This is a genomic window from Micromonospora psammae (genome assembly GCF_036902725.1).
Lineage (GTDB): Bacteria > Actinomycetota > Actinomycetes > Mycobacteriales > Micromonosporaceae > Micromonospora.
The window spans coordinates 544,820-568,081 of record NZ_JBAKHM010000001.1; the positions used below are offsets into that span (position 1 = coordinate 544,820).

The 23,262-nt window shown below is 73.6% G+C and carries 20 protein-coding genes; 15 read left to right on the plus strand and 5 right to left on the minus strand.

The window, feature by feature from the left end; all coding sequences use genetic code 11:
- Positions 1-124: 124 nt before the first annotated feature.
- The gene (locus V6U79_RS02545) at positions 125-793 is read right to left on the minus strand and encodes a DUF998 domain-containing protein (protein WP_334523041.1); all 669 of its coding nucleotides are present in this window, start codon (positions 791-793) and stop codon (positions 125-127) included.
- On the minus strand, positions 786-1,751 hold the full coding sequence (locus tag V6U79_RS02550) for a glutathione S-transferase family protein (protein WP_334523042.1): 966 nt from the start codon (positions 1,749-1,751) through the stop codon (positions 786-788). The genes V6U79_RS02545 and V6U79_RS02550 overlap by 8 nt, the downstream gene beginning before the upstream one ends.
- Positions 1,752-1,860: 109 nt before the next feature.
- On the opposite strand from V6U79_RS02550, the gene pcaF reads away from it, so the two are divergent.
- The 7 genes from pcaF (at position 1,861) to V6U79_RS02585 (ending at position 10,169) form a co-directional block, all read left to right on the plus strand.
- The gene (gene pcaF / locus V6U79_RS02555) at positions 1,861-3,066 is read left to right on the plus strand and encodes a 3-oxoadipyl-CoA thiolase (protein ID WP_334523044.1); all 1,206 of its coding nucleotides are present in this window, start codon (positions 1,861-1,863) and stop codon (positions 3,064-3,066) included.
- A gap of 188 nt (positions 3,067-3,254) precedes the next feature.
- Positions 3,255-4,073 carry an SAM-dependent methyltransferase gene (locus V6U79_RS02560; protein WP_334523046.1) on the plus strand — a complete coding sequence of 273 codons (819 nt, stop codon included), beginning with the start codon at positions 3,255-3,257 and terminating at the stop codon, positions 4,071-4,073.
- A 6-nt stretch (positions 4,074-4,079) separates the two neighbouring features.
- Positions 4,080-6,245: a putative bifunctional diguanylate cyclase/phosphodiesterase gene (locus V6U79_RS02565; protein WP_334613323.1), complete on the plus strand. Its 2,166-nt coding sequence runs from the start codon at positions 4,080-4,082 to the stop codon at positions 6,243-6,245.
- Positions 6,242-6,742 (plus strand): DUF456 domain-containing protein, encoded by a 501-nt coding sequence (locus V6U79_RS02570; protein ID WP_334523052.1) that lies wholly within the window; start codon positions 6,242-6,244, stop codon positions 6,740-6,742. The genes V6U79_RS02565 and V6U79_RS02570 overlap by 4 nt, the downstream gene beginning before the upstream one ends.
- Before the next feature lie 95 nt (positions 6,743-6,837).
- The gene (locus V6U79_RS02575) at positions 6,838-7,428 is read left to right on the plus strand and encodes a DinB family protein (RefSeq protein WP_334613395.1); all 591 of its coding nucleotides are present in this window, start codon (positions 6,838-6,840) and stop codon (positions 7,426-7,428) included.
- Between the two features lie 138 nt (positions 7,429-7,566).
- Positions 7,567-8,247: a DUF1345 domain-containing protein gene (locus V6U79_RS02580; protein WP_334613324.1), complete on the plus strand. Its 681-nt coding sequence runs from the start codon at positions 7,567-7,569 to the stop codon at positions 8,245-8,247.
- A gap of 329 nt (positions 8,248-8,576) precedes the next feature.
- Complete coding sequence (locus V6U79_RS02585; protein ID WP_334523058.1) at positions 8,577-10,169, plus strand: amino acid permease; 1,593 nt, start codon at positions 8,577-8,579, stop codon at positions 10,167-10,169.
- A 32-nt stretch (positions 10,170-10,201) separates the two neighbouring features.
- Here the strand turns inward: V6U79_RS02585 and V6U79_RS02590 are convergent, their stop codons facing one another.
- The gene (locus tag V6U79_RS02590) at positions 10,202-11,347 is read right to left on the minus strand and encodes a PQQ-dependent sugar dehydrogenase (protein ID WP_334613325.1); all 1,146 of its coding nucleotides are present in this window, start codon (positions 11,345-11,347) and stop codon (positions 10,202-10,204) included.
- A gap of 91 nt (positions 11,348-11,438) precedes the next feature.
- Between V6U79_RS02590 and V6U79_RS02595 the strand changes: the two genes are divergently transcribed.
- The 6 genes from V6U79_RS02595 (at position 11,439) to V6U79_RS02620 (ending at position 20,269) form a co-directional block, all read left to right on the plus strand.
- Positions 11,439-12,803: a glutamine synthetase family protein gene (locus V6U79_RS02595; RefSeq protein WP_334523064.1), complete on the plus strand. Its 1,365-nt coding sequence runs from the start codon at positions 11,439-11,441 to the stop codon at positions 12,801-12,803.
- A gap of 72 nt (positions 12,804-12,875) precedes the next feature.
- The gene (locus V6U79_RS02600; RefSeq protein ID WP_334613326.1) at positions 12,876-14,231 is read left to right on the plus strand and encodes an aldehyde dehydrogenase family protein; all 1,356 of its coding nucleotides are present in this window, start codon (positions 12,876-12,878) and stop codon (positions 14,229-14,231) included.
- Between the two features lie 5 nt (positions 14,232-14,236).
- A complete protein-coding gene (locus tag V6U79_RS02605) occupies positions 14,237-15,004 on the plus strand; it encodes a 3-oxoacyl-ACP reductase (protein WP_334613327.1) in 768 nt (255 codons plus the stop codon).
- Positions 15,005-15,129: 125 nt separating this feature from the next.
- Positions 15,130-15,822 (plus strand): gamma-glutamyl-gamma-aminobutyrate hydrolase family protein, encoded by a 693-nt coding sequence (locus V6U79_RS02610; protein WP_334613328.1) that lies wholly within the window; start codon positions 15,130-15,132, stop codon positions 15,820-15,822.
- A gap of 48 nt (positions 15,823-15,870) precedes the next feature.
- Positions 15,871-16,422, plus strand: a complete 552-nt coding sequence (locus tag V6U79_RS02615) for a pyridoxamine 5'-phosphate oxidase family protein (RefSeq protein ID WP_334613329.1) — start codon at positions 15,871-15,873, stop codon at positions 16,420-16,422.
- Positions 16,423-16,609: 187 nt separating this feature from the next.
- Positions 16,610-20,269 carry a SpoIIE family protein phosphatase gene (locus V6U79_RS02620; RefSeq protein ID WP_334613330.1) on the plus strand — a complete coding sequence of 1,220 codons (3,660 nt, stop codon included), beginning with the start codon at positions 16,610-16,612 and terminating at the stop codon, positions 20,267-20,269.
- A gap of 102 nt (positions 20,270-20,371) precedes the next feature.
- Here V6U79_RS02620 and V6U79_RS02625 read toward each other — a convergent pair whose 3' ends face one another.
- Entirely contained in the window at positions 20,372-20,689 is a 318-nt protein-coding gene (locus V6U79_RS02625) for an STAS domain-containing protein (protein ID WP_334523082.1), read from the minus strand.
- A 95-nt stretch (positions 20,690-20,784) separates the two neighbouring features.
- Between V6U79_RS02625 and map the strand changes: the two genes are divergently transcribed.
- Both map and V6U79_RS02635 read left to right on the plus strand, forming a co-directional pair.
- Positions 20,785-21,642, plus strand: coding sequence for a type I methionyl aminopeptidase (map, locus tag V6U79_RS02630; RefSeq protein WP_334523085.1), 858 nt, complete (start codon positions 20,785-20,787; stop codon positions 21,640-21,642).
- On the plus strand, positions 21,639-22,352 hold the full coding sequence (locus V6U79_RS02635; protein ID WP_334523088.1) for a VIT1/CCC1 transporter family protein: 714 nt from the start codon (positions 21,639-21,641) through the stop codon (positions 22,350-22,352). The genes map and V6U79_RS02635 overlap by 4 nt, the downstream gene beginning before the upstream one ends.
- Positions 22,353-22,398: 46 nt before the next feature.
- Here the strand turns inward: V6U79_RS02635 and V6U79_RS02640 are convergent, their stop codons facing one another.
- A complete protein-coding gene (locus tag V6U79_RS02640; RefSeq protein ID WP_334523091.1) occupies positions 22,399-23,136 on the minus strand; it encodes a nucleotidyltransferase domain-containing protein in 738 nt (245 codons plus the stop codon).
- Positions 23,137-23,262 lie beyond the last annotated feature (126 nt).

Consider the following 23,262-nt stretch of genomic DNA (forward strand, 5'->3'; position numbering starts at 1 on the left):
GGTCGGCCACAGTGAAGCAGCCCGATGTGTCGCAGGGAACGCCGGCCGTCACGGAGGGTTGTCCCTTTCGGGAACTCTGCTCCTGGTATGCGGTGGCGTCGCGCCGCCACTCGTTAGGGATTCGTTATCGGCTCCGGCTCCGCCCTCGGCGATCGGCTCGTCCGGCCCCGAGCGCCATGGCCGTGGCGAGACCCCAACCGGCGGCGACCGCCAGCAACAGCCGTTCCAGGCCACCCACCAGGCCACCCCGCCCGACCGTCACGATCGCCACGGCGATGGCCAGGCCCAGCGGCAGCGCCACCCCGGCGCCGAGCCGGGCGAGCCGGCGCAGCCCGGGCGCCGCGCGCGCGGAGACGGCGATCGCCAGCATCGCGGAGACCGTCGCCGCCACCGCCCCGATGCTCGCCCCGCCGTGCACCAGATCGGCGGCGGTCGGCGTCTCGAACGGCGGCAGCGGGCAGCCGGCGCTGCACGTCACCGCGCCGGAGAGCGCGGTGCAGACCGCACCCGTGCCGAGCAGCGCCGCCGCGCGGCGCAGCTCCGGCGGGAGCGCCGTGGCCAGCAGCAGCAGCGCCGCGGCCAGGGAGAAGATCCCGATCCGGTACGTCGGGGCGTAGCCGCTCTGGGTGATGGCGGCCTCGCTGATGTACCCGGTCAGGCCCGGGCCGGGACCGGCGGCCACCGCGACGGCCACCGACACGGCGCCGGCCAGCCCGCAGCCGGCGGCGGCCGCCGCGGCGGCCGCCCGGGCGGGGGTGGTGGTCGCCGCGGCGGACCGGTCCGGGTCAGCCACGCCCGTGCGGCGTCGTCCAGCCGGAGGTGTCCGGGCCCAGCGGCACGACGCCGGTCGGGTTGATCTCCTGGTGGGTGCCGTAGTAGTGCCGCTTGATGTGGTCGAAGTCCACCGTCTCGCCGAACCCCGGGGTCTGGAACAGGTCCCGGGCGTACGCCCAGAGCACCGGCATCTCGGTCAGCTTCTGCCGGTTGCACTTGAAGTGCCCGTGGTACGCCAGGTCGAAGCGGATGAGCGTGGTGAAGAGCCGCACGTCCGCCTCGGTGATCGCGTCGCCCATCAGATAGCGCCGCCCGGCCAGCCGCTCCGACAGCGCGTCCAGCCGCGCGAAGAGCGCGACGTACGCCTCGTCGTACGCCTGCTGGGAGGTGGCGAAGCCGCACCGGTACACGCCGTTGTTGACGTCCCGGTGGATCTCGGCCATCAGCGCGTCCAGCTCCGGGCGCAGCTCGACCGGGTAGAGGTCCGGCGCGTCCGGGGAGTGGAACCGGCGCCACTCGGTGGAGAAGTCCAGGGTGAGCTGCGGGTAGTCGTTGGTGACCACCCGCCCGGTGCGGGTGTCGACCAGCGCCGGCACGGTGACCCGCCCGGTGTAGTCGGGATCGGTGGCCAGGTACGCCTCGGAGAGGTAGCCGATGCCGAGCACCGGGTCGAAGCCGTCCGGGTCGAGGGCGAACCGCCAGCCCCGCTCGTCCCGGATCGGGTCGACCGTGCCGAGGCTGATGACCTCGTCGAGGCCGAGCAGGCCGCGGACGATTTGGGCCCGGTGCGCCCACGGGCACGCCCGGCACCAGATCAGCCGGTACCGGCCGGCCTCCAGCGGCCAGCGGTCCTGCTCGTCCGGGCCCCCGCCCTCCGCCGCGGTCGAGTGCGGGGTGACCCGACCGGTGAACCGGTTGGGCTGGCGGACGAACTCGCCGCTGCCGGCGGTCTCTGCGCTGAACTGGGGCCGGGCCATGCCGTCAACCTATCCGGTCCGGACGCGGATATCCTGGCGCCCGGGACGTCCGGCGCGACCCGGCGGACGCCGCCCCCGAGCCCCTTCCCACCCCCGAAGGACAGCGCCGATGACCGTGGCATACCTCGTGGCCGGAGTCCGCACTCCGATCGGCCGGTACGCCGGCGCCCTCGCCGGGGTACGCCCCGACGACCTGGCCGCCCACGTGATCCGGGAACTGGTCGCCCGCCACCCGTCGGTGGACTGGGCCCGCACCGACGACGTGGTGCTCGGCTGCGCCAACCAGGCCGGCGAGGACAACCGCAACGTGGCCCGGATGGCGGCGCTGCTCGCCGGCCTGCCCGAGCAGGTGCCCGGCAGCACCGTCAACCGGCTCTGCGGCTCCGGCCTGGACGCCCTCGCCACCGCCGCGCGGGCCATCGTGGCCGGCGAGGCCGACCTGGTGGTGGCCGGCGGGGTGGAGAGCATGAGCCGGGCGCCGTTCGTGCTGCCGAAGGCGGCCACGCCGTTCTCCCGCGCCGCCGAGGTCTACGACACCACGCTCGGCTGGCGGCTGGTCAACCCGCTGATGGAGCAGGGGTGGGGCATCGACTCGATGCCGGAGACGGCGGAGAACGTCGCCGCCGAGTTCGGCGTCGACCGGGCGGCGCAGGACGCGTTCGCGCTGCGCTCCCAGCAGCGGGCCGCCAAGGCCCAGGCCGACGGTCGGTTCGCCGAGGAGATCGTGCCGGTCACGGTGCCGGCGGGGCGGCGCGAGACGAAGCTGGTCGAGGTCGACGAGCACCCCCGGGAGACCTCGCTGGAGAAGCTCGCCGCGCTGCCCACCCCGTTCCGCGCGGGCGGGACGGTGACCGCCGGCAACTCCTCCGGCGTCAACGACGGCGCGGTGGCCCTGCTGGTGGCCTCCGCGGACGCGGTCGCCCGCTACGGGCTCACCCCCCTCGCGCGGGTCAGCGGCGCCGCCGCGGCGGGCGTACCGCCCCGGATCATGGGGATCGGCCCGGTGCCGGCCACCCGCAGGCTCCTCGACCGGCTCGGCCTCGGCCTCGGCGACGTCGACGTGGTGGAGCTGAACGAGGCGTTCGCCGCGCAGGGCGTCGCCGTGCTGCGCGAACTGGGCCTGCCGGAGGACGCCGAGCACGTCAACCCGAACGGCGGCGCGATCGCGCTGGGTCACCCGCTCGGTGCCAGCGGCGCCCGGCTGGCGTTGACCGCCGCGCTGGAGCTGCGTCGGCGCGGCGGCCGGCGGGCGCTGGCCACGATGTGTATCGGGGTGGGGCAGGGCATCGCGCTGATGCTGGAGTCCGCCGGCTGATTCGTGCGCGGGCGGGCTGCGGGGCCCGGCGGACCGCCCGAAAAGTCGATCTCCCGCGTCAGGGCGCGCGCGCATAGAGTGTTCAGCACCACACGATCCGCGGGTCGGCCGGTGTCGCGTCCGCGTGCCCGCGCGCGCCCCGGGCACCGGTGCCCACCCGCGCCGCGGCGACGAACTGGGGCGAAGCGATGCAGATGCCGGACGGAACTCCCGCCGAGATCGACCTGAGCCGGCCGAGCGCCGCCCGGGTCTACGACTACTTCCTGGGCGGCGCGCACAACTTCGAGATCGACCGGCAGCTCGCCGAGCAGATCGCCAGCATGACGCCGAACCTGGCGGCCACCATGCGCTCCGGCCGGGAGTTCCTCCGCCGGGCGGTCCGGGTGCTGCTGGACGCCGGCATCGACCAGTTCCTCGACATCGGCTCGGGCATTCCCACCGTCGGCAACGTGCACGAGGTGGCCCAGGCCGCCAACCCGCAGGCGCGGATCGTCTACGTCGACATCGACCCGGTGGCCGTGGCGCACAGCCGGGAGTTGCTGGCCGGCAACGACCGGGCCACCGCCATCCGCGCGGACCTGCGGGAGCCGAAGCTGATCCTCGACGAGGCCCGGTCCAGCGGCCTGATCGACTTCGACCGGCCGATGGGCATCCTGCTCGCCGGGGTGGTGCACTTCATCCCGGACGTCGACCGTCCGGCGGACATCCTGGCCGCCCTGCGGGCCGCCGCCGTGCCCGGCAGCTTCCTGGTGATCTCACACTCCACCTTCGAGGACCAGCCGCAGGAGATGCTCGACGCGCAGCGGCTGTCGAAGCGGACCGCCACCGAGATCACGCTGCGCTCCCGCGCCGAGATCACCGGCTTCTTCGGCGACTGGACGGTCCTGGAGCCCGGCGTGGTGCACATGCCGCTCTGGCGCCCCGACTCGCCGTCCGACGTGGACGACCGCCCCGAGCGGTTCGGGGCCTTCGGTGGGGTGGCCCGATACGACCGCGCCGCCGGCTGAGTCGACATGTCCGCCGTCCCGGATCCCGACGGGGACGACCTCAGTCGCCCGGGCGCCCAGCGGTACGCCGCCGAGTGGGCGCGGGCGGTGCGCCGGCTCGCCTTCGTGCCGCTCAGCGCGGACGAGACCGAGCGGCTGCTGCTCGTGCACACCGTACGGCTCGGCCAGGCCCTGCTGGCCCCGGAGTTCTCCGCGGTCGCGGCGGAGGACGTGGGGCGGGCGCTGGTGGAGGCGCACCTGACCGAGCCCCGGGTGCTGGACTGGTCGGTCCTCGCGCTCGGTGACCGGTTCCTGGCGCGGGTGCTACCGGGCCGGGTGGGCGAGCCGGAGGCCGCCGACCGGGTGGCGGCGTTGCAGGGCGCCCTCGCGGCCGGCTTCGCCCGGGCGCTGCGCGACCGCACGTTCAGCCAGCAGGAGCGGATCGCCCGGTCGGCCTGGCAGGCCCGGGACGCGGTGGAGCGGGCACTGCGCGACAGCGAGGCACGGTTCCGGGCGGTCTTCACCGGCGCGGCCATCGGGATCGGCATCGCCGGCACCGACGGGCGGATCATCGACGTCAACCAGTCCTTCGCCGAGATGCTCGGCTACACCATCGAGGAGCTGCGGCAGATCAACGTGGCGTCGCTCTTCCACGCCGACGACGCCGCCGGCATGTGGGAGCTCTACCAGGAGCTGATCGAGGGCAAGCACGACACGGTCCGGGTGGAGAAGCGCTACCACCGCAAGGACGGCAGCGTCGTCTGGACCGACCTGGCCGTCTCGCTGGTCCGGCACGACGACGGCCGGCCCCGGTTCACCGTCGCGATGATCGAGGACATCACCGAGCGGTACGAACTCCAGCAGCGGCTGCGCTTCCAGGCGCTGCACGACCCGCTGACCGGCCTGCCCAACCGGACGTTGTTCTTCGAGACCCTGGGGCAGCTCTTCGGGACGGCCGGGCCGGAGCAGCGGATCGGCATCTGCTTCCTCGACCTGGACGGGTTCAAGGCGGTCAACGACAGCCTCGGGCACGACCTGGGCGACCGCCTGCTGGTCACCATCGCCCGGCGGCTCGCCGACTGCGTGGCCGGGCTGGGCCACCTGGTCGCCCGGATGGGCGGCGACGAGTTCGTCATCCTGGTCGACGGTGGCGAGGGGATCGACGACGCCGTGGGCGTGGCCGAGCTGGCCCTCGCCGCCGTCTCCGCCCCGGTGCTCATGGGCGACCAGCAGCTCGCCGTCTCCGCGAGCGTCGGCGTGGTCGAGTGCCCGGCCGCGGAGACCAGCGTCTCCGACCTGATGAAGGCCGCCGACACCACCCTCTACTGGGCCAAGGCGGAGGGCCGGGGCCGCTGGGCGGTGTACGACCCGGAGCGCAGCGCCGCCGACATCGCCCGGTCCGCGCTCGCCGCCGGCCTGCCGGCCGCCCTGGACCGGGGTGAGTTCGTGCTCCACTACCAGCCGATCGTGTCGCTGCTGGACGGCTCGATGCGGGCCGTCGAGGCGCTGGTCCGCTGGCGGCATCCGGAGCTGGGCCTGGTCGGCCCGGACCGGTTCATCGGGCTCGCCGAGGAGACCGGCCTGATCGTCCAGCTTGGCGAGTGGGTGCTCGGTCAGGCGTGCCGCGACGCCCGGGCGTGGCATCGTGACTTCCCCGCCGCCAAGCTGGTGGTGAGCGTCAACCTGGCCGCCCGGCAGGCCGACGACCCGGCCATCGTGGACACCGTGGCCGCCGCCCTGGACCGGACCGGCCTGCCCGCCGAGCTGCTGCAGCTGGAGCTGACCGAGAGCGCGGTGATGGGCACCGCGGGGGAGCCGCTGCGGTCGCTGCGTCGCCTCGCCGCGCTCGGGGTCCGGCTCGCCATCGACGACTTCGGCACCGGCTACTCGAACCTGGCGTACCTGCGTCGGTTGCCGATCCACTGCCTGAAGCTGGCCGGGCCGTTCGTGGAGGGCATCAAGGCCGAGGACCCGGACGCCCCCGCCGACCACCGGGACGAGCGGATCGTGGACGCGCTGGTCCGGCTGGCGCACGCGCTGGAGCTGTGGGTGACCGCCGAGGCGGTGGAGACCGGGACGCAGGCCGAGCGGCTGCGGGCGTTGCGCTGCGACACCGGGCAGGGCCGCTGGTTCGGCCCGCCGGAGCCGGCGGAGCGGATCACCGCTCGGCTGCGGGGCGAGGTGGCCAGGTGAGCCTGACGGACGCGCAGGCGGCGGTGTCGGTGGTGGCCGCGCTGGCCATCCTCGCCGGGCTGGCCGGCGTGGTGGTGCCCGGGCTGCCGGCCCTGCCGCTGTGCTGGGGCGGGGTGCTGGTCTGGGCACTCTTCGGCGGTGCCGGGCCCGGCCGCTGGGCGGTGCTCGCCGCGGCCACCGTGGTCGCCGCCGGCGGCACAGTGGTCAAGTACGCCTGGCCGGGGCGGAACCTGAAGCGGACCGGGGTGCCCACCTCGTCGCTGCTGGCCGGCGGCCTGCTCGGGCTGGTGGGGTTCTTCGTGATCCCGGTGGTGGGGCTGGTGCTCGGCTTCGTCGGCGGGGTGTTCGGCGCCGAGCGGCTGCGGCTCGGCAGCAACCAGCTCGCCTGGCCGGCGACCGTGCAGGCGCTCAAGGCGGCCGGGCTGTCGATGATGGTGGAGTTCCTGGCCGGGCTGGTCGTCGCCGCCCTCTGGGTCGCCGGCCTGCTGTTCGCCTGAGCCGGCGGCCGGTCCGGGAAGTGGGCACCGGTCAGGCCGACGCCATGCGGATCACCGTTCCCGGTGGGCTCGGCGCATGGGGGAGACTGGCGGGCATGGCTGACTTGGGCGATGCGAAGGCTGCGCTGCACCACTACCTCCGGGCGACGCGCGAAGACCTGATCTGGAAGCTCGACGGGCTGAGCGAACGCGAGGCGAGGCTGCCCCGCACCGCGACCGGCAACAACCTGCTGGGAGTCCTCAAGCATTGCCTCAATGTCGAAGCCGGCTACTTCGGGCCCACCTTCGGGCGCGAGTTCCCGACGCCTGAGGACCTGGTTCCCATGCAGGCGTTCGAGACGGACCCGCAGGCAGACTGGTACGCGTCGGAGGGCGAGACGAAGGATGGGCTGATCGACCTGTATCGCCGTGTCGGGGTGTTCGTGGACCAGACGATCGAACAGCTTCCCCTCGACGCGCCGGGGCAGGTGCCGTGGTGGCGGCCGGGGCGACAGGACGTGACGCTGCAAAGGATCATCGTCCACGTGGCCTGCGACCTCGCTCGTCACGCCGGTCACGCCGACATCATGCGCGAGCAGCACGACACGGCGATCGGCCTGCGGCGGGAGAACAGCGACATCCCCGACGACTATGACTGGCCGGCGTACGTCACCAAGCTGACGAAGCTGGCTGACCGCTTCGGATAGCCGGTCCCGTCGGTGCGGTCGTGGCCCGGAGCGACGGCGAGAGGGGGAGTCAGCTCTGTCGCCGGCCCCGGAACGTCTGTTGCAGCCGCGTCTGCGGCTATGGGCACGCGACGCGATGCGGTGGGAGACACTCGGACGATGACCGGCATGCCCCAGCGGACGTGGTATCACCGATGCCTGGGCTGGCACGCCCCAGCCCTGCGGCGAGCCGTCATCGTCGCCGGCATCGGGTTCATCGTCGCTCTGGCGCTCCTGCAGTTCATGACGTGGCAGTTGGCCGTGGTGGGGGGCTGGGACGCCGCGGCGCTCGCGTTCCTCATCACCGTCTGGCCGGTCATTCTCCGAGCGGACAGCTCCCACACCGAGACGCTCGCCATGCGTGAGGACGAGACGCGGGTGACCGCCGCGGTGCTGCTGGTAGGGGCGGGCGTCACCAGCCTGCTCGGCGTCGCCCTTGCTCTCAGCCTCGCCGGCCGGCAGAGCGGCTCGACGCGGGTGCTGCTCGTCGGCGCCGCAGTGCTGACCGTCCTGCTGTCGTGGACCGTTGTGAACACGGTCTTCACCCTGCGCTACGCCGACCTGCAATTCGGATCGACGACCGGAGGGATCGGCTTCGAAGGCGAGTCTGCGCAGCGGCCCACCTACCGTGACATGGCCTACGTCGCCTTCACGATCGGCATGACCTACCAGGTGTCGGACACGACCATCCGCGATCCGCGGATCCGAGGCACCGTGCTCGCCCACGCCGTCCTGTCCTACGTGTTCGGTGTGGTGATCGTCGCGGGTTCCGTCAACCTCATCGCCGACCTGGTCCGCTGACCGGGTCAGGTCTCGCCGTGCGGGTGCGCTGAGCAGGCCGCACCGCCGGGCGGAGGGACGGCGGCGCGGGGCACCCGTCGGGCACGGCGGAGCACGCCGTACGTGAGAGAGAGGTGGGTGCCCCGTGCCGCCGCGGACCGGGCTCCTGCCGAGCGCCCGGGGGTGGGCCCGTCACGATCGGGCCTGTTCACAGGCCCAAGGATGCGGTCGGACGGGGCTGGAGGGCAACGCAATTAGCGAGTTCGGCACCCGTGACCGATTGACCGTCGTGATCAGCCGGACGAGACTCGGGCGAACTCGTACCGGGGACCACCTCAGGGAGGTGTGCAGTGGCCACGACGCCCTCGCCGACCGCCGAGCAACCGATGGACGACGACGCCCGACGGCTCGCCGAACTCGGCTACCAGCAGGAGCTGCGCCGCAAGTGGAGCGGCTTCTCCAACTTCGCCATCTCGTTCTCGATCATCTCGATCCTGGCCGGCTGCTTCACCACCTTCGGCCAGGCGTGGAACAACGGCGGTCCGGTCGCCGTCTCCTGGGGCTGGCCGCTGATCTCGCTGTTCATCCTGATCATCGGCTTCTGCCTGGCCGAGCTGGTTTCGGCGTACCCGACGGCGGGCGGCATCTACTGGTGGGCGGCGAAGATGGGCCGGCCGGTGCACGGCTGGTTCACCGGCTGGCTCAACCTGATCGGGCTGGTCGCGGTGACCGCGTCGGTGGACTACGGCTGCGCCACCTTCCTCAACCTGACCCTGTCGGCGCTCTTCGACGGCTGGGCGGGCACGCTGCGCCAGGCGTTCGTGCTCTTCGTGGTGATCCTGGTGCTGCACGGCCTGATCAACATCTTCGGGCACCGGATCATCGACGTACTCCAGAACGTCTCGGTCTGGTGGCACGTGGCCGGCGCGGCCGCCGTGGTGGCCATCCTGCTCCTCGTCCCGGACGACCACCAGAGCTTCCGGTTCGTCTTCACCGAGCGGTTCAACAACTCCGGCTTCGGCGACGGCGACACCGGCGGGCTGACCTTCTGGTTCTACGTGCTGCCGCTGGGCTTCCTGCTCACCCAGTACACGATCACCGGCTTCGACGCCTGCGCGCACGTCTCCGAGGAGACCCGGGGCGCCTCGTCGGCCGCCGCGCGCGGCCTCTGGCAGTCGATCTTCTATTCGGCGGTCGGCGGCTGGATCCTGCTGCTGGCCTTCCTCTTCGCCGCCACCGACGTCGAGGCGGTCAACGCCGCCGGCGGCTTCTCCGGGGCGATCTTCGAGTCGGCGCTGACGCCGTTCTTCTTCAAGACCGTCATCATCATCTCCACCATCGGGCAGTTCTTCTGCGGGATGAGCTGCGTGACCTCGATGAGCCGGATGGCGTACGCGTTCAGCCGGGACCGCGCGGTGCCCGGCTGGCGGCTCTGGTCGAGGGTGGACCGCAACGGCACCCCGGTCAACGCGATCATCGGGGCCACGGCGGCCGGCCTGGTGCTCACCCTGCCCGCCCTCTACCAGAGCCCGTCCGGCATCCCGGTCGCCTTCTACGCGGTGGTCTCGGTGGCGGTGATCGGGCTCTACCTCTCCTTCGTCATCCCGATCGCGCTGCGGTTGCGGATGGGCGACCGGTTCCAGCCCGGTCCGTGGACGCTCGGCCCGAAGTACAAGCTGCTCGGCTGGATCGCGGTGATCGAGATCGCCGTCATCTCGGTCTACTTCGTGCTGCCGATCGTCCCCGCCGGGGTGCCCGGCAACGCCGACTTCAGCTGGTCGGCGGTGAACTACGCCCCGCTCGCCGTGGGTGGCGTGCTGCTGCTCGTGGCCGTCTGGTGGTACGCCTCGGCCCGGAAGTGGTTCACCGGCCCCCGCCGTACCGTCGACCTGCCGGCCCCGCGGCCGGCCCCGGAGGGCACCCGGGCCGACGAACCGGCCTGAGCCGGCGCGCGCCACCCGTGGCCCCGCGCCGGCTACGGGTGGCGCCCGCCGGCGGTGAAGCGGAGGATCCGGTCGTCGTCCGCCGCCGGCGTGCCGCGCCCGTCGCGGTTGCTGGTGGTCACCCAGAGCGCGCCGTCCGGCGCCACCTCGACGGTACGGAGCCGGCCGTGGGCGCCGCGCAGTTCGGCGAAGGGGGTGCCGACCCGACCGGAGGGGGCGACGGGTACGACCCAGAGCCGGGCTCCCCGCAGGGCGGCGACGAAGAGGTTGCCGGCGGCGTAGGCGGCGCCGCTCGGGGACGCCTCGGCGGGGGTCCACACGACGACCGGGTCGCGGAACCGGGGGTCGCCGCTGCGGCCCTCCACGACCGGCCAGCCGTAGTTGCCGCCCCGGACGATCCGGTTCACCTCGTCCCACCGGCTCTGGCCGAACTCGGTGGCGAACAACCGGCCCCGCGCGTCCCAGGTGAGACCCTGCACGTTGCGGTGGCCGTAGCTGTAGACCAGCGACCCCGCGAACGGGTTGCCCGCCGGCACGCCTCCGTCCGGTCGCATTCGCAGGATCTTGCCGTTGCGGCTGGCCAGGTCCTGGGCGGTGGCGGGCACGCCCGCGTCACCGATGCCGGCGTAGAGCATCCCGTCGGGCCCGAACGCGATCCGGCCGCCGGCGTGCGTCGACGCGCGGGCGACACCGCTCAGGATCACCTGCACCGACTGCGGCCGGTCGAGCCGGAACCGCACGATCCGCAGGTCGGACGCGGTGGTGAAGCAGACGTAGACCAGCCGGTCCCGCCGGAACGTGGGGGAGACGGCCAGGCCGAGCAGGCCCCCCTCGCCGCCGGCGACCACCCCGGGGATCCGCGCCACCTGCTCAGGTGCCGCGCCGGGGCGCACCCGCACGACGGTGCCCAGGTCGCGCTGGGCGACGAGGGCGCTGCCGTCGGGCAGGAAGTCCAGCCCCCAGGGGACCTGGAGCCCGGTCGCGACCACCTGTGGCCGGGTGAAATCGAAGCCCTCGGAGGGCGGCTGCGGAACCAGACCGCTCGCCGGCCGCGTGGCCGGCGAGCTTCCCGGCGGTGCGGCCGGCCCGCCTGCCGGCTGTTCGGCGGCCCCGGCGGTGGCGGGGCTCAGGCCGACGGCGAGGAGGGTGACGACGGACAGAACGACGCGACGACGCATGTGAACTCCTCGATCGGGATTGCCGCCGACGACGCCGGGGCATTGACGGTGATCCGGATTGCCAGTAGACCTTGGTGATGGAGGCCCGCTGATGAGCAGAACGCCGTTCACGCTGGAAGAGTTGCGGGTCGCCGTCGTCGGCGGCGAGATAGACACCGTGGTGCTGGCCCTGGTCGACATGCAGGGCCGCTTGCAGGGCAAACGGTTCCACGCCCCCTTCTTCCTGGACCAGGTGGTCGCCCACGGCAGCGAGGGGTGCAACTACCTGCTCGCCGTCGACGTCGACATGAACACCGTCGACGGGTACGCCATGTCCAGCTGGGAGCGCGGGTACGGCGACTTCGCCATGGTGCCCGACCTGCGCACCCTGCGCCGGGTGCCCTGGCAGCCGGGCACCGCCATGCTCCTGGCCGACCTGGCCTGGCTGGACGGCTCCGGTCCGGTGGTCGCCTCGCCCCGGCAGATCCTGCGCCGCCAGCTGGACCGCCTCGCCGCGCACGGCCTGACCGCGTACGCGGGCACCGAGCTGGAGTTCGTGCTCTTCCGCGACTCGTACGAGGACGCCTGGCGGCGCGGCTACCGCGACCTGACCCCGGCCAACCAGTACAACGTGGACTACTCGCTGCTCGGCACCGCCCGGGTGGAGCCTCTGCTGCGCCGCATCCGCACCGAGATGGCCGGCGCGGGGCTGACCCCGGAGAGCGCCAAGGGGGAGTGCAACCTCGGCCAGCATGAGATCGCGTTCCGCTACGACGAGGCCGTGGCCTGCGCCGACCACCACGTGATCTACAAGAACGGGGCGAAGGAGATCGCCGCTCAGGAGGGCATGTCGATCACCTTCATGGCCAAGCCGAACGCCCGCGAGGGCAACTCCTGCCACATCCACTTCTCGCTCCGCGACGCCGACGGCCGGTCCGCGATGCTCGGCGACGGGCCGGCGCACCTGTCGGTGACCGGACAGCGGGTGCTCGCCGGGCTGCTCGCCTCGATGCGTGAGCTGAGCCTCTTCTTCGCCCCGAACGTCAACTCCTACAAGCGCTACCAGCCCGGATCGTTCGCCCCGACCGCGTTGCGCTGGGGCGCCGACAACCGGACCTGCGCGCTGCGGCTGGTCGGGCACGGGCAGGGCATGCGGGTGGAGAATCGGGTGCCCGGCGCGGACGTCAACCCGTACCTGGCGATCGCCGCCCTGGTCGCGGGGGCGGTGCACGGCATCGAGCGGGAGCTGGAGCTGGGCCCGGAGTGCACCGGCAACGCGTACGACGACCCGACCGCCGAACGGGTCCCCGGCACCCTCCGCGACGCCCTCACCCTCTGGGAGTCCTCCGAGCTGGCCCGCGACGCCTTCGGCGACGAGGTCGCCGCCCACTACGCCAACCACGCCCGCGTCGAGCTGGCGTCCTTCGACGCCGCCGTCACCGACTGGGAACTCACCCGTGGCTTCGAGCGCCTCTGACCCCGCCCCACCGGCGGTGCACGGCTCACCTGAGCACCACAACTCGATGATCGGCGAAGGGGGGTGGAGCGGGTGACCGTGGTGGTGGATCCGGCTACCGGGGAGGGCTTCCGGGAGGTTGCCGGGGCCTCGGTGGAGGAGGTGGACGCGGCGATCGGGCGGGCGGCGGCGGCGTTCGAGTCGTGGCGGGCGGTGGCGCCGGGGGATCGGGCGCGGCTGCTGCGGCGGTTCGCCGCCGTCGTCGACGCGCACCTCGACGAGCTGGCGGCGCTGGAGGTGCGCAACGCCGGGCACACCATCGGCAACGCACGCTGGGAGGCCGGCAACGTCCGCGACGTGCTGGACTACTACGCGGGCGCGCCGGAGCGGCTGACCGGCCGGCAGATTCCGGTGCCCGGCGGGATCGACGTCACGTTCCACGAGCCGCTGGGCGTGGTCGGGGTGATCGTGCCGTGGAACTTCCCGATGCCCATCGCCGCCTGGGGGTTCGCCCCGGCGCTCGCGGCCGGCAACACGGTGGTGCTCAAGCCCGCCGAGTTGACCCCGCTCACCGCGCTGCGCCTGGCCGAGCTGGCCCGCGAGGCGGGCCTGCCCGAGGACGTGTTCACCGTCGTACCGGGCGAGGGCGCGGTGGTGGGCGAACGGTTCGTCAGCCACCCGGCAGTGCGCAAGATCTGCTTCACCGGCTCCACCGAGGTGGGCACCCGGATCATGGCCGGCTGCGCGGCGCAGGTGAAGCGGCTCACCCTGGAGCTGGGCGGCAAGAGCGCCAACATCGTCTTCGCCGACGCCGACCTGGAGCGCGCCGCCGCCACCGCCCCGGGCGCGGTCTTCGACAACGCGGGGCAGGACTGCTGCGCCCGGTCCCGGATCCTGGTCCAGCGACCGGTGTACGACCGCTTCCTGGAACTGCTCGAACCGGCGGTACGCGCGGTGCGGGTGGAGGACCCGGCCCGCGACACCGCCGAGATGGGCCCGCTGATCTCCGCCGCCCACCGCGACCGCGTGGTCGGCTACCTCGACGGCGCCCGGGTCGCCTTCACCGGCTCCCGCCCGGACGGCCCGGGCTTCTGGCACGCGCCGACGGTGCTGCTCGCCGACTCCCCGGCCGACCGGCACTGGCGGGAGGAGATCTTCGGCCCGGTCGTCTCGGTGCTGCCCTTCGACGACGAGGCCGACGCGGTCCGGCTCGCCAACGACACCGAGTACGGCCTCTCCGGCTCGATCTGGACCCGGGACGTCGGCCGGGCGCTGCGGATGGCCCGGGCGGTGGAGTCGGGCAACCTCAGCGTCAACTCGCACTCCTCGGTGCGCTACTGGACCCCGTTCGGCGGGATGAAGCGCTCCGGCCTCGGCCGCGAACTGGGGCCGGACGCGCTGCACGCCTTCACCGACGTCAAGAACGTGTTCATCGCGACAGAGGAGTGAGCGCCGTGCAGGGACGACTTCAGGACCGGGTCGCCGTGGTGACCGGGGCGGGCAGCGGGATCGGGCTGGCCACGGTGCGGCGGTTCGCCGCCGAGGGGGCCCGGGTGGTCTGCGTCGACATCGACGCCGAGGCGGGGAAGCGGGCCGCGGACGAGGTGGCCGGGGAGTTCGTCGCCGCCGACGTGGCCGACGAGGCGGCGGTCCGGGACCTCTTCGACGGGGTGGTGGCGCGGCACGGCCGGGTCGACGTGGCGTTCAACAACGCCGGCATCTCACCGCCGGACGACGACTCGATCCTGGAGACCGGGCTGGACGCCTGGGAACGGGTGCTGCGGGTCAACACCACCAGCGTCTACCTCTGCTGCAAGCACGTCATCCCGCACATGCGGCGGCAGGGCCGGGGCTCGATCATCAACACCGCCTCCTTCGTGGCGCTGATGGGGGCGGCCACCTCGCAGATCGCGTACACGGCGAGCAAGGGCGGGGTGCTGGCGATGACCCGGGAGCTGGGCGTGCAGTTCGCCCGGGAGGGGATCCGGGTCAACGCGCTCTGCCCCGGCCCGGTCGCCACGCCGCTGCTGCTCGAACTCTTCGCCGCCGACCCGGAGCGGGCCGCCCGCCGGCTGGTGCACGTGCCGATGGGCCGGTTCGGCGCACCGGAGGAGATCGCCGCCGCGGTGGCCTTCCTGGCCAGCGACGACTCCTCCTTCATGACCGCCGCGCAGTTCGTGGTGGACGGCGGGATCACCGGCGCGTACGTGACCCCACTGTGAGCGCGAGGAGTGAGCCGGTTCTGCGAGCCCCGCAGTCGCGAACGGTGCGGGCCCGGTGAGCGCGAGGAGTGAGCTGGTTCTGCGAGCCCCGCAGTCGCGAACGGTGCTGGCCCGGTGAGCGTCCGGTGAGCCGTCCGCTGATCGGGATCACCGCGTACGTCGAGCCGGTCGGCTGGGCGGTGTGGCGGGACGTGCCGGCGGCCCTGGTGCCGCAGGCGTACGTCCGGGCGGTGACCGCGGCCGGCGGCCGGGCCGTGGTGCTGCCTCCGGACGACGTGGACGCCGACGTGGTCCGGGTGCTCGACGGGCTGGTGCTGGCCGGTGGGGCCGACGTCGGCCCGGAGCGGTACGGCCGGCGGCCCGACCCGCGTACCGAGCCCCGCCCGGACCGGGACGCCGGGGAGCTGGCGCTGCTCGCCGGGGCGCTCGCCGCCGACCTGCCGGTGCTCGGCATCTGCCGGGGGATGCAGCTGCTGGCGGTGGCGCACGGCGGGGCGCTGCACCAGCACCTGCCGGACCTGGTCGGCCACGACCGGCACCGCCCGGCCCCGGGCCGGTACGGCGCGCACCCGGTCCGGTTCGCGCCCGGCAGTCTGGCGGGGACGGTGATGGCCGGGGTGGACCGGGTCAACTCCTACCACCACCAGGGGGTCGCCGACCCGGGGCGCCTGGTCGTCACCGGGTGGGCCGACGACGGGGTCGTCGAGGCGATCGAGGATCCGCGGCGGCGCTTCCTGCTCGGGGTGCAGTGGCACCCGGAGAACGAGGCCGACCCCCGCCCGGTGACCGCCCTGGTCCGCGCCGCTCGTTCCAGCTGACGGGAACGGGCGTCCCACTGCTCGGCCGTCGGTGCGACGATGGCCGGCATGGGGAAGGTGTATCCGGAAATCAGCGGGCGGCTGCGGGACTTCATCGAGGCGCAGCCGATCTTCTTCGTGGCCTCCGCCCCGTCCGGCCCCGACGGGCACGTCAACGTCTCTCCGAAGGGGATGCGCGGCACCTTCGTCGTCGTCGACCCGTTGACCGTGGCCTGGCTGGACTACCACGGCAGCGGCGCGGAGACGATCGCGCACCTGCGGGAGAACGGGCGGATCACCGTCATGTTCTGCGCGTTCACCGGTCCGCCCAAGGTCGTACGGCTGCACGGACGCGGCGTCGTCACCCCGCTCACCGATCCGGGCTTCGCGTCGCTACTGGCCGGCTTTCCGGACGCGCCCGACCCGCACGCCGTCCGGAGTGTGATCAACGTCACGCTCGACCGGGTCAGCGACGCCTGCGGGTACGCGGTGCCGCTCATGGACTACCGCGGCGAGCGTGACCTGCTTATCGAGTGGGGTGCCCACCGCACCGAGGAGGACCTGGCGGCCTATCGGGGCAGGAAGAACGCCACCAGCATCGACGGCCTGCCGGCCTGCTGACCGTCTCCGCCCCGGCTCGCGCGGCTCCGCCGGCGAGCGGTGTCCGGCCGATGACGGCAGGATGAGATCCGGGTAACCAGCGTTGGCGCGGACCGATGCGTTACGTTGCTGATCCGTCTGGGTAGAAGGCGGGGCGCGGCCGGTGAACGCCGAGGCGTCACGGGGCACGGCCGGAGCGGGAGGGTGCATGAGCTCGGCCCAGCTGGGCGAGGACGGGCGGGTTCCGTCCGGGCGTTCCGGCGACGGCTCTCTGCCCCCGGTGCTGGCCGAGGCGTTCGCCGCCGGTGGTGAGATGGGCCGGCGGCTGCGGGACTTCGACTGGTCCGGCACGCCGATCGGCCCCCCGGAGACCTGGCCGGCGGCGCTCTGCCACGCGGTCGGCATGATGCTCTCCTCCCGGGCGCAGATCGCGATGTTCTGGGGCAGCGACCACCGCACCTTCTACAACGACGCCTACCTGCCCACCATCGGCACCAAGCACCCGGCGGTCATCGGCCAGCCGGCCGCCGAGCACTGGGCGGAGACCTGGGACGTGCTCGGCCCGGTGCTGGAGGGGGTGCTCCGCACCGGTGAGCCGTACCACGGCGAGAACCACCCGTTCCTGATCGACCGGCACGGCTTCGTCGAGCAGGTCTACTTCGACGTCTCCTACGACCCGATCCGGGACGCCGACGGCAGCGTCAACGGCATCTTCTGCTTCGTCAACGAGACCACCGCCCGGGTGCTCGGCGAACGGCGGCTGCGGGCGCTGGCCGAACTCGGCTCCCGGCTCGGTGAGGCGCGCAGCGCGCCCGAGGTGGGGCGCATCGCGGCCGAGGTGCTCGACGGACACCGGGTCGACGTCCCGTTCGTCCTCGTCCACCTGCACGACTCCGACGGCCGGCTCGTCCTGGCCGGCTGCGGCGGCACCGACCCGGCGGGCCTCGCCGCCGACCCGCCGCCCGTGCTCGCCCGGGTCGCCGCGGGCGGCGCCCCCGACGAGGTCGACGTGACCGAACTGCTCGGTGCGGTGCCCGCGCACGCCGCCGACCGGGCCCTGGTGCTGCCGCTGGTCGCCACCAACGAACCGTCCGGTGTGCTGGTGGTCGGGGTCTCCCGCCGGCTCGCGCTCGGCGACGAGTACCGGACCTTCCTCGACCTGGCCGCCGCGCAGATCTCCCGGGCCGTCGGCCAGCAGCGGGCGTACGAGCAGGAGCGGGCGCGCGCTGCCGAACTGGCCGCGCTGGATCGCGCGAAGACCAACTTCTTCGCCAACGTCAGCCACGAGTTCCGCACCCCGCTGACGTTGGTCCTCGGGCCGCTGGAGGACCTGCTCGCCGACTCGGCGCTGCCCCCGGCGTACACCGACCGGATGACCGTCATGCACCGCAACGCGCTGCGCCTGCTGAAGCTGGTCAACACCGTGCTGGACTTCTCCCGGCTGGAGTCCGGCCGGCTGGCCGCCCACTACCAGCCCACCGACCTCGCCGCCTACACGTCCCGGCTGACCAGCACGTTCCGCTCCGCCACCGACCGGGCCGGGCTGCGCCTGGTGGTCGACTGCCCGCCCCTGCCCGCGCCGGTCTTCGTCGACCGGGACATGTGGGAGAAGATCGTCCTCAACCTGGTCTCCAACGCGCTGAAGTTCACCTTCGACGGCGAGATCCGGGTGCGGGTCCGCGCGGCCGAGGGCATGGCCCGGCTGGAGGTGGTCGACACCGGCGTCGGCATCGTCGCCGAGGAGCTGCCGCACGTCTTCGAACGGTTCCACCGGGTGCCCGGGGTGCGCTCGCGCAGCCACGAGGGGACCGGCATCGGGCTGGCGCTGGTCCGCGAACTGGTCGAGATGCACGGCGGGGACGTGGAGGTGTGCAGCCGGGTGGGCGCGGGCACCACCTTCACCGTGACCGTTCCGTTCGGCTCCGCGCACCTGCCCGCCGACCGGGTGGCGAGCAGCCCGTCGCCGCTGACCGAGCCGACGCAGGCGTCGCTCTACGTCTCGGAGACCGCGCTCTGGACCGGCGACGGCGATGCCGCCGCGCTGCCGGAGACGAACGGCGGCAACTCGGGCGGGGGCCGGATCCTGCTCGCCGACGACAACGCCGACCTGCGCGAACACGTCACCCGGCTGCTCGGTCCCGGCTACGAGGTGGTCGCCGTGCCGGACGGCGTGGCCGCCCTGGAACAGGCGACGGAGCACCCGTTCGACCTGGTGCTGACCGACGTGATGATGCCCCGGCTGGACGGCTTCGGGCTGGTCACCGCGCTGCGGGCCAACCCGCGTACCCGGCACGTGCCGATCGTGCTGCTCTCCGCCCGGGCCGGCTCCGCCGAGGCCGTCGCCGGGCTGTCGGTCGGCGCCGACGACTACCTGACGAAGCCCTTCTCCGGTCAGGAGCTGATCGCCCGGGTCCGGGCCAACGTCGAACTGGGCCAGCTGCGCGGGCAGATCATCCGTCGGCTGCGCGCCCTGGCCGACGCGGCGGTGGCGATCAACACCGCCCGCTCCACCGCGGACGTGGTGCAGGCCGCCGCCCGGCACGCGCTCAGCCTCACCGAGGCGGCCCGGGTGGTGGTCACCGCCACCGGCGCCCGCTACGAGGCCGACGGCGGCGGGCCGGTCGCGACCGAGCCCTCCCACGTGCTGCCTCTGACCGGCACCGCCGGCACCCCCCTGGGCGAACTGCGGGTGTGGCGCCGCGACGGCGACGGCACCGAGCAGGCCACGTTGACCGAGCTCGCCCGCCTGGTCGGCGTACGGCTGGAGAACGCCCAGCTCTACGAGGCCGAACACCGCATCGCCACCACCCTGCAGCACAGCTTGCTGCCGCGCTCCCTGCCCCAGCTCCCCGGCGCCGTGGTGGCCAGCCGCTACCTGCCCGGCAGCGCCGACGTGGAGGTCGGCGGCGACTGGTACGACGTGATCGGGGTGGCCGACGACGAGGTCGTGCTGGTCATCGGCGACGTCGTCGGCAAGGGCGTGCGCGCGGCGGCGGCGATGGGCCAGCTGCGCAACGCGCTGCGCGCCTACCTGCTGGAGGGCTACGACCCCGGGCAGGCGCTGACCCGGCTGAACCGCCTGGTCGGCTCCACCGACCGCCAGATGTTCGCCACCGTGGTCTGCCTCTGGTTCACCCCCCGCACCGGCCGGCTGCGCTACGCCAGCGCCGGACATCCGTCCCCCCTGCTGATCCGAGGAGACGACGTGGCGTTCCTGCACGAGCGGGCCCTCGGCCCGCCCATCGGCGCCATCACCGACACCAGCTACCGTGCCGTCGAGGGCCAGCTCGCCCCCGGCGGCCGGCTGCTGCTCTACACCGACGGGCTGATCGAGGACCGGCACGCCGGCATCGACGCGGCCCTCGCCCAGCTGCGGGCCGACGCGGGCACCGGCGGCGAGCACGTCGCCGACCTGGTCGACGCGGTGGTGGAGCGGGTGGCCGGGCGGGTCCGGCACGACGACGTCGCGGTGCTCGCCCTGGAGGCGGCCGAGATGGACCGGTTCGCGCTGCGGCTGCCCGCCGACCCGACCCGGCTGAGCGTGCTGCGCAAGCGGCTGGAGGACTTCCTCGTCGCGCACGGTGTCGGCGAGACCGACCTGTTCGACCTCACCGTGGCCATCTCCGAGGCCGCCGCGAACGCCATCGAGCACCCGGTGACGCCGACCGATCCGACGATCACCGTCGAGGTGACCATCGAGGACCGCACCGTGGTGGCGACGGTGCGCGACAGCGGCCAGTGGCGGGAGTCGACCGGCGCGGGGTTCCGTGGTCGGGGACTGGCGCTGATCGAGGCGCTCGGCAAGCTGACGGTCAGCCGTACAGCGGCGGGCACCGAGGTGACGCTGCGCCGGCGGCTGCGGGACTGACCCGCCCGCCGTGGGGGATCGACTCGCTGTGCGGGATGTCGCGGTGTCGGGCGGCCGGGATACCGCAAGGCGCCGCAGACGGCGGCGGCCCGCGCGGTGCGGTCAGGTCCGGTGGAGCCAGGACTGCTCGGCCAGGCCGGAGATCTCCAGCACCCGGGCGACCTGCCGGGACGGGTACACGGTCAGGCCGCCGGTGGGGAAGCGCTGGGCCAGCTGGACCACCGCGTGGATGGCCGCCGAGTCGAAGAAGGTGACCCCGCGCAGGTCGAGCGTGACCCGCTCGGCGGGCTCGCGGAGGGCGGTCTGGAGCATCGTGTCGGCGGTCGCCATGTCGACCTCGCCGGTGACGCGTACGCGGAGGTGATCTCCGTCGAGCTCCGCGCTCGCGGAGAAGACGGGAGGTGCGCCCCCTTGATCCACGCAGCCACAATGGCACAGCCCGGTTGCCACGGCAACAACCGCCGGGGGCCGGCCGTGGCGGGGGTCACCACGAGGCTCGGCGATAGGCTGTCGTCATGACCGTCCGTGCGCCGCTGACCCCAGGCACGCTCTCCCCGTGGCGAGCGGTTCCTGGCCACATCGCCCGTCCGGAGTACGTGGGCAAGAAGCGTCCGCAGCAGTGGCGGGGCTCGCACGTGCAGACCCCGGAGACCATCGAGAAGATGCGGGTCGCCGGCCGGCTCGCCGCCCAGGCGACCCAGCTCGCCGGTGAGCACTGCAAGCCGGGCGTGACCACCGACGAGATCGACCGGGTGGTGCACGAGTTCCTCGTCGACCACGGGGCCTACCCGTCGACGCTGGGCTACAAGGGCTTCCCGAAGTCCTGCTGCACCAGCCTCAACGAGGTGATCTGCCACGGCATCCCCGACTCCACCGTGCTCCAGGACGGCGACATCATCAACGTGGACGTCACGGCGTACCTCGACGGGGTGCACGGCGACACCGACGCCACCTTCTGCGTGGGTGAGGTGAGCGAGGAGGCCCGGCTGCTGGTCGAGCGCACCCACGAGGCGATGATGCGGGGCATCAAGGCGGTCAAGCCGGGCCGGCAGATCAACGTGATCGGCCGGGTCATCGAGTCGTACGCCAAGCGGTTCGGCTACGGCGTGGTGCGCGACTTCACCGGGCACGGCATCGGCGAGGCGTTCCACAGCGGGCTCTACGTGCCGCACTACGACAGCCCGCGCCCGACCGACGTGATGGAACCGGGCATGACCTTCACCATCGAGCCGATGATCACCCTCGGCACCTACCAGTACGACATGTGGGACGACGGCTGGACCGTGGTCACCAAGGACCGCCGGTGGACGGCGCAGTTCGAGCACACCATCGTCGTCACCGACGACGGCTACGAGATCCTGACCCTGCCGTGACCGAGACCCCGGCCGCGCTGCGGGAGGCGCACCACGCGGACGTCTCCGGCGGTTGGCTGCGGCCGGCGGTGTTCGGTGCGATGGACGGCCTGGTCACCAACATCGCCCTGATCGCGGGCGTCGGGGGCGGCGGCGTCTCCCCGCGCAGCATCGTGCTCACCGGCACGGCCGGGCTGGTCGCCGGCGCCATCTCGATGGGGTTGGGCGAGTACACCAGCGTCCGATCGGCCAACGAGCAGATCGCCGCCGAGGTGGCCAAGGAGCGGCGGGAGCTGGAGCGGCACCCGGAGGCCGAGGCCCGGGAGCTGGCCGAGGCGTGGGTGGCCCGGGGCCTGCCCCGGGACCTGGCCCGCCAGGTGGCCGACGCGATCCGGCACAACCCCGAGGAGGCGCTGCGGGTGCACGTCCGGGAGGAGCTGGGCGTCGACCCCGACGAGCAGCCCAGCCCGTGGGCGGCGGCGATCTCCTCGCTGCTGTGCTTCTCCGTCGGCGCCCTGGTGCCGCTGCTGACCTACCTGCTCGGCTTCGACAACCTCTGGCTGGCCCTCGGCGTCGGCGGGGTGGGGCTCTTCGTGGCCGGTGCGGTCGTCGCCCGCTTCACCAACCGCCCCTGGTGGTCCGGCGGCCTGCGTCAACTGCTGCTGGGCGCCGCCGCCGCCGCCGCGACCTACCTGGTCGGCGCCCTCATCGGCGTCCAGGCCGGCGGGTAGGCGACGCCCACCGTCGACGCCTCCGGCGGCCCGGGACGGCGCCGGCTCACGGGGTGAGCAGGTCGTCCACCGTGCCGTCGACCGGCCGGCCGCGGGCGGCGAGCTCGTCGGCCTGGCCGGACAGCACCATCCCCACCTCGGTCATGTCCGCCCCGGCCAGCCCGGTACGCCGCACCGCGTCCCCCGGGTCGCGGAAGTAGGTGCGGGTGAGCAGGCCGGTGACCGTGGCCGCCGCCAGCCGGGCCTCGGCGAGCATCAGCAGCGCCTGGTCGGTCTCGTACCACTCGGCGAGCCGGGCGGCCCGGGCGTGCGCCGCGCAGCCCCGGTACCAGGCCTGCCGCGCGGCGGTGCTGAACTCCGCCGGGCGGGCCCGGGCCAGCCGGCCGAGATGCTCGTCGCGGAGCGCGCGCAGCCAGTCCGTCGGGTCGTACAGGGCGGTGGTGGTGACGAACCGGTCGGCGGTCAGCGGCCAGAGCGGGGTCAGCCCCCGGGCCTGCCGCAGGTAGTCCTCCGCCCCGGCCACGGTCAGGTCGACCAGCACCCCGTCCACCCGGCGGGTCGACGGGGCCGGCCCCGTTCCGGGCCGGTAGGTGACCAGCAGCAGCCCGACCTCCCCGTCGCCGCCCCCGTCGTCGTCGCCGTGGGCCAGCGGGCCGTGCACCGCCACCGCCAGGATCTCCGCCGGGAAGCGGCGGCGGGCCGCGTCGGCCACCCGGTCGGCGACCCGCCACCGTGGATCGTCCAGGTGCGGGTCGGCGCCGACCCGCGCGCTGCTCCGCTCCACCGCGACCACCTCCCGCGACCGTTGCGTCGGGCCGCCCGCCGGCGCGGTCGTCGCCGGCCGGCGCCAACTCCACCCTAGCCACCACACCCGGCCGCGCCGGCCCGCCGCGCCCGGGTCGGGTGGGGC

Excerpts from the sequence above, each read along its gene's own strand:
- V6U79_RS02620 (WP_334613330.1), top strand. The coding sequence starts at position 16,610 with ATGAGCTCGGCCCAGCTGGGCGAGGACGGGCGGGTTCCGTCCGGGCGT.
- V6U79_RS02550 (WP_334523042.1), bottom strand. The coding sequence starts at position 1,751 with ATGGCCCGGCCCCAGTTCAGCGCAGAGACCGCCGGCAGCGGCGAGTTC.
- V6U79_RS02565 (WP_334613323.1), top strand. The coding sequence starts at position 4,080 with ATGTCCGCCGTCCCGGATCCCGACGGGGACGACCTCAGTCGCCCGGGC.
- map (WP_334523085.1), top strand. The coding sequence starts at position 20,785 with ATGACCGTCCGTGCGCCGCTGACCCCAGGCACGCTCTCCCCGTGGCGA.
- pcaF (WP_334523044.1), top strand. The coding sequence starts at position 1,861 with ATGACCGTGGCATACCTCGTGGCCGGAGTCCGCACTCCGATCGGCCGG.
- V6U79_RS02580 (WP_334613324.1), top strand. The coding sequence starts at position 7,567 with ATGACCGGCATGCCCCAGCGGACGTGGTATCACCGATGCCTGGGCTGG.
- V6U79_RS02575 (WP_334613395.1), top strand. The coding sequence starts at position 6,838 with ATGGCTGACTTGGGCGATGCGAAGGCTGCGCTGCACCACTACCTCCGG.
- V6U79_RS02595 (WP_334523064.1), top strand. The coding sequence starts at position 11,439 with ATGAGCAGAACGCCGTTCACGCTGGAAGAGTTGCGGGTCGCCGTCGTC.
- V6U79_RS02590 (WP_334613325.1), bottom strand. The coding sequence starts at position 11,347 with ATGCGTCGTCGCGTCGTTCTGTCCGTCGTCACCCTCCTCGCCGTCGGC.
- V6U79_RS02615 (WP_334613329.1), top strand. The coding sequence starts at position 15,871 with ATGGGGAAGGTGTATCCGGAAATCAGCGGGCGGCTGCGGGACTTCATC.
- V6U79_RS02560 (WP_334523046.1), top strand. The coding sequence starts at position 3,255 with ATGCAGATGCCGGACGGAACTCCCGCCGAGATCGACCTGAGCCGGCCG.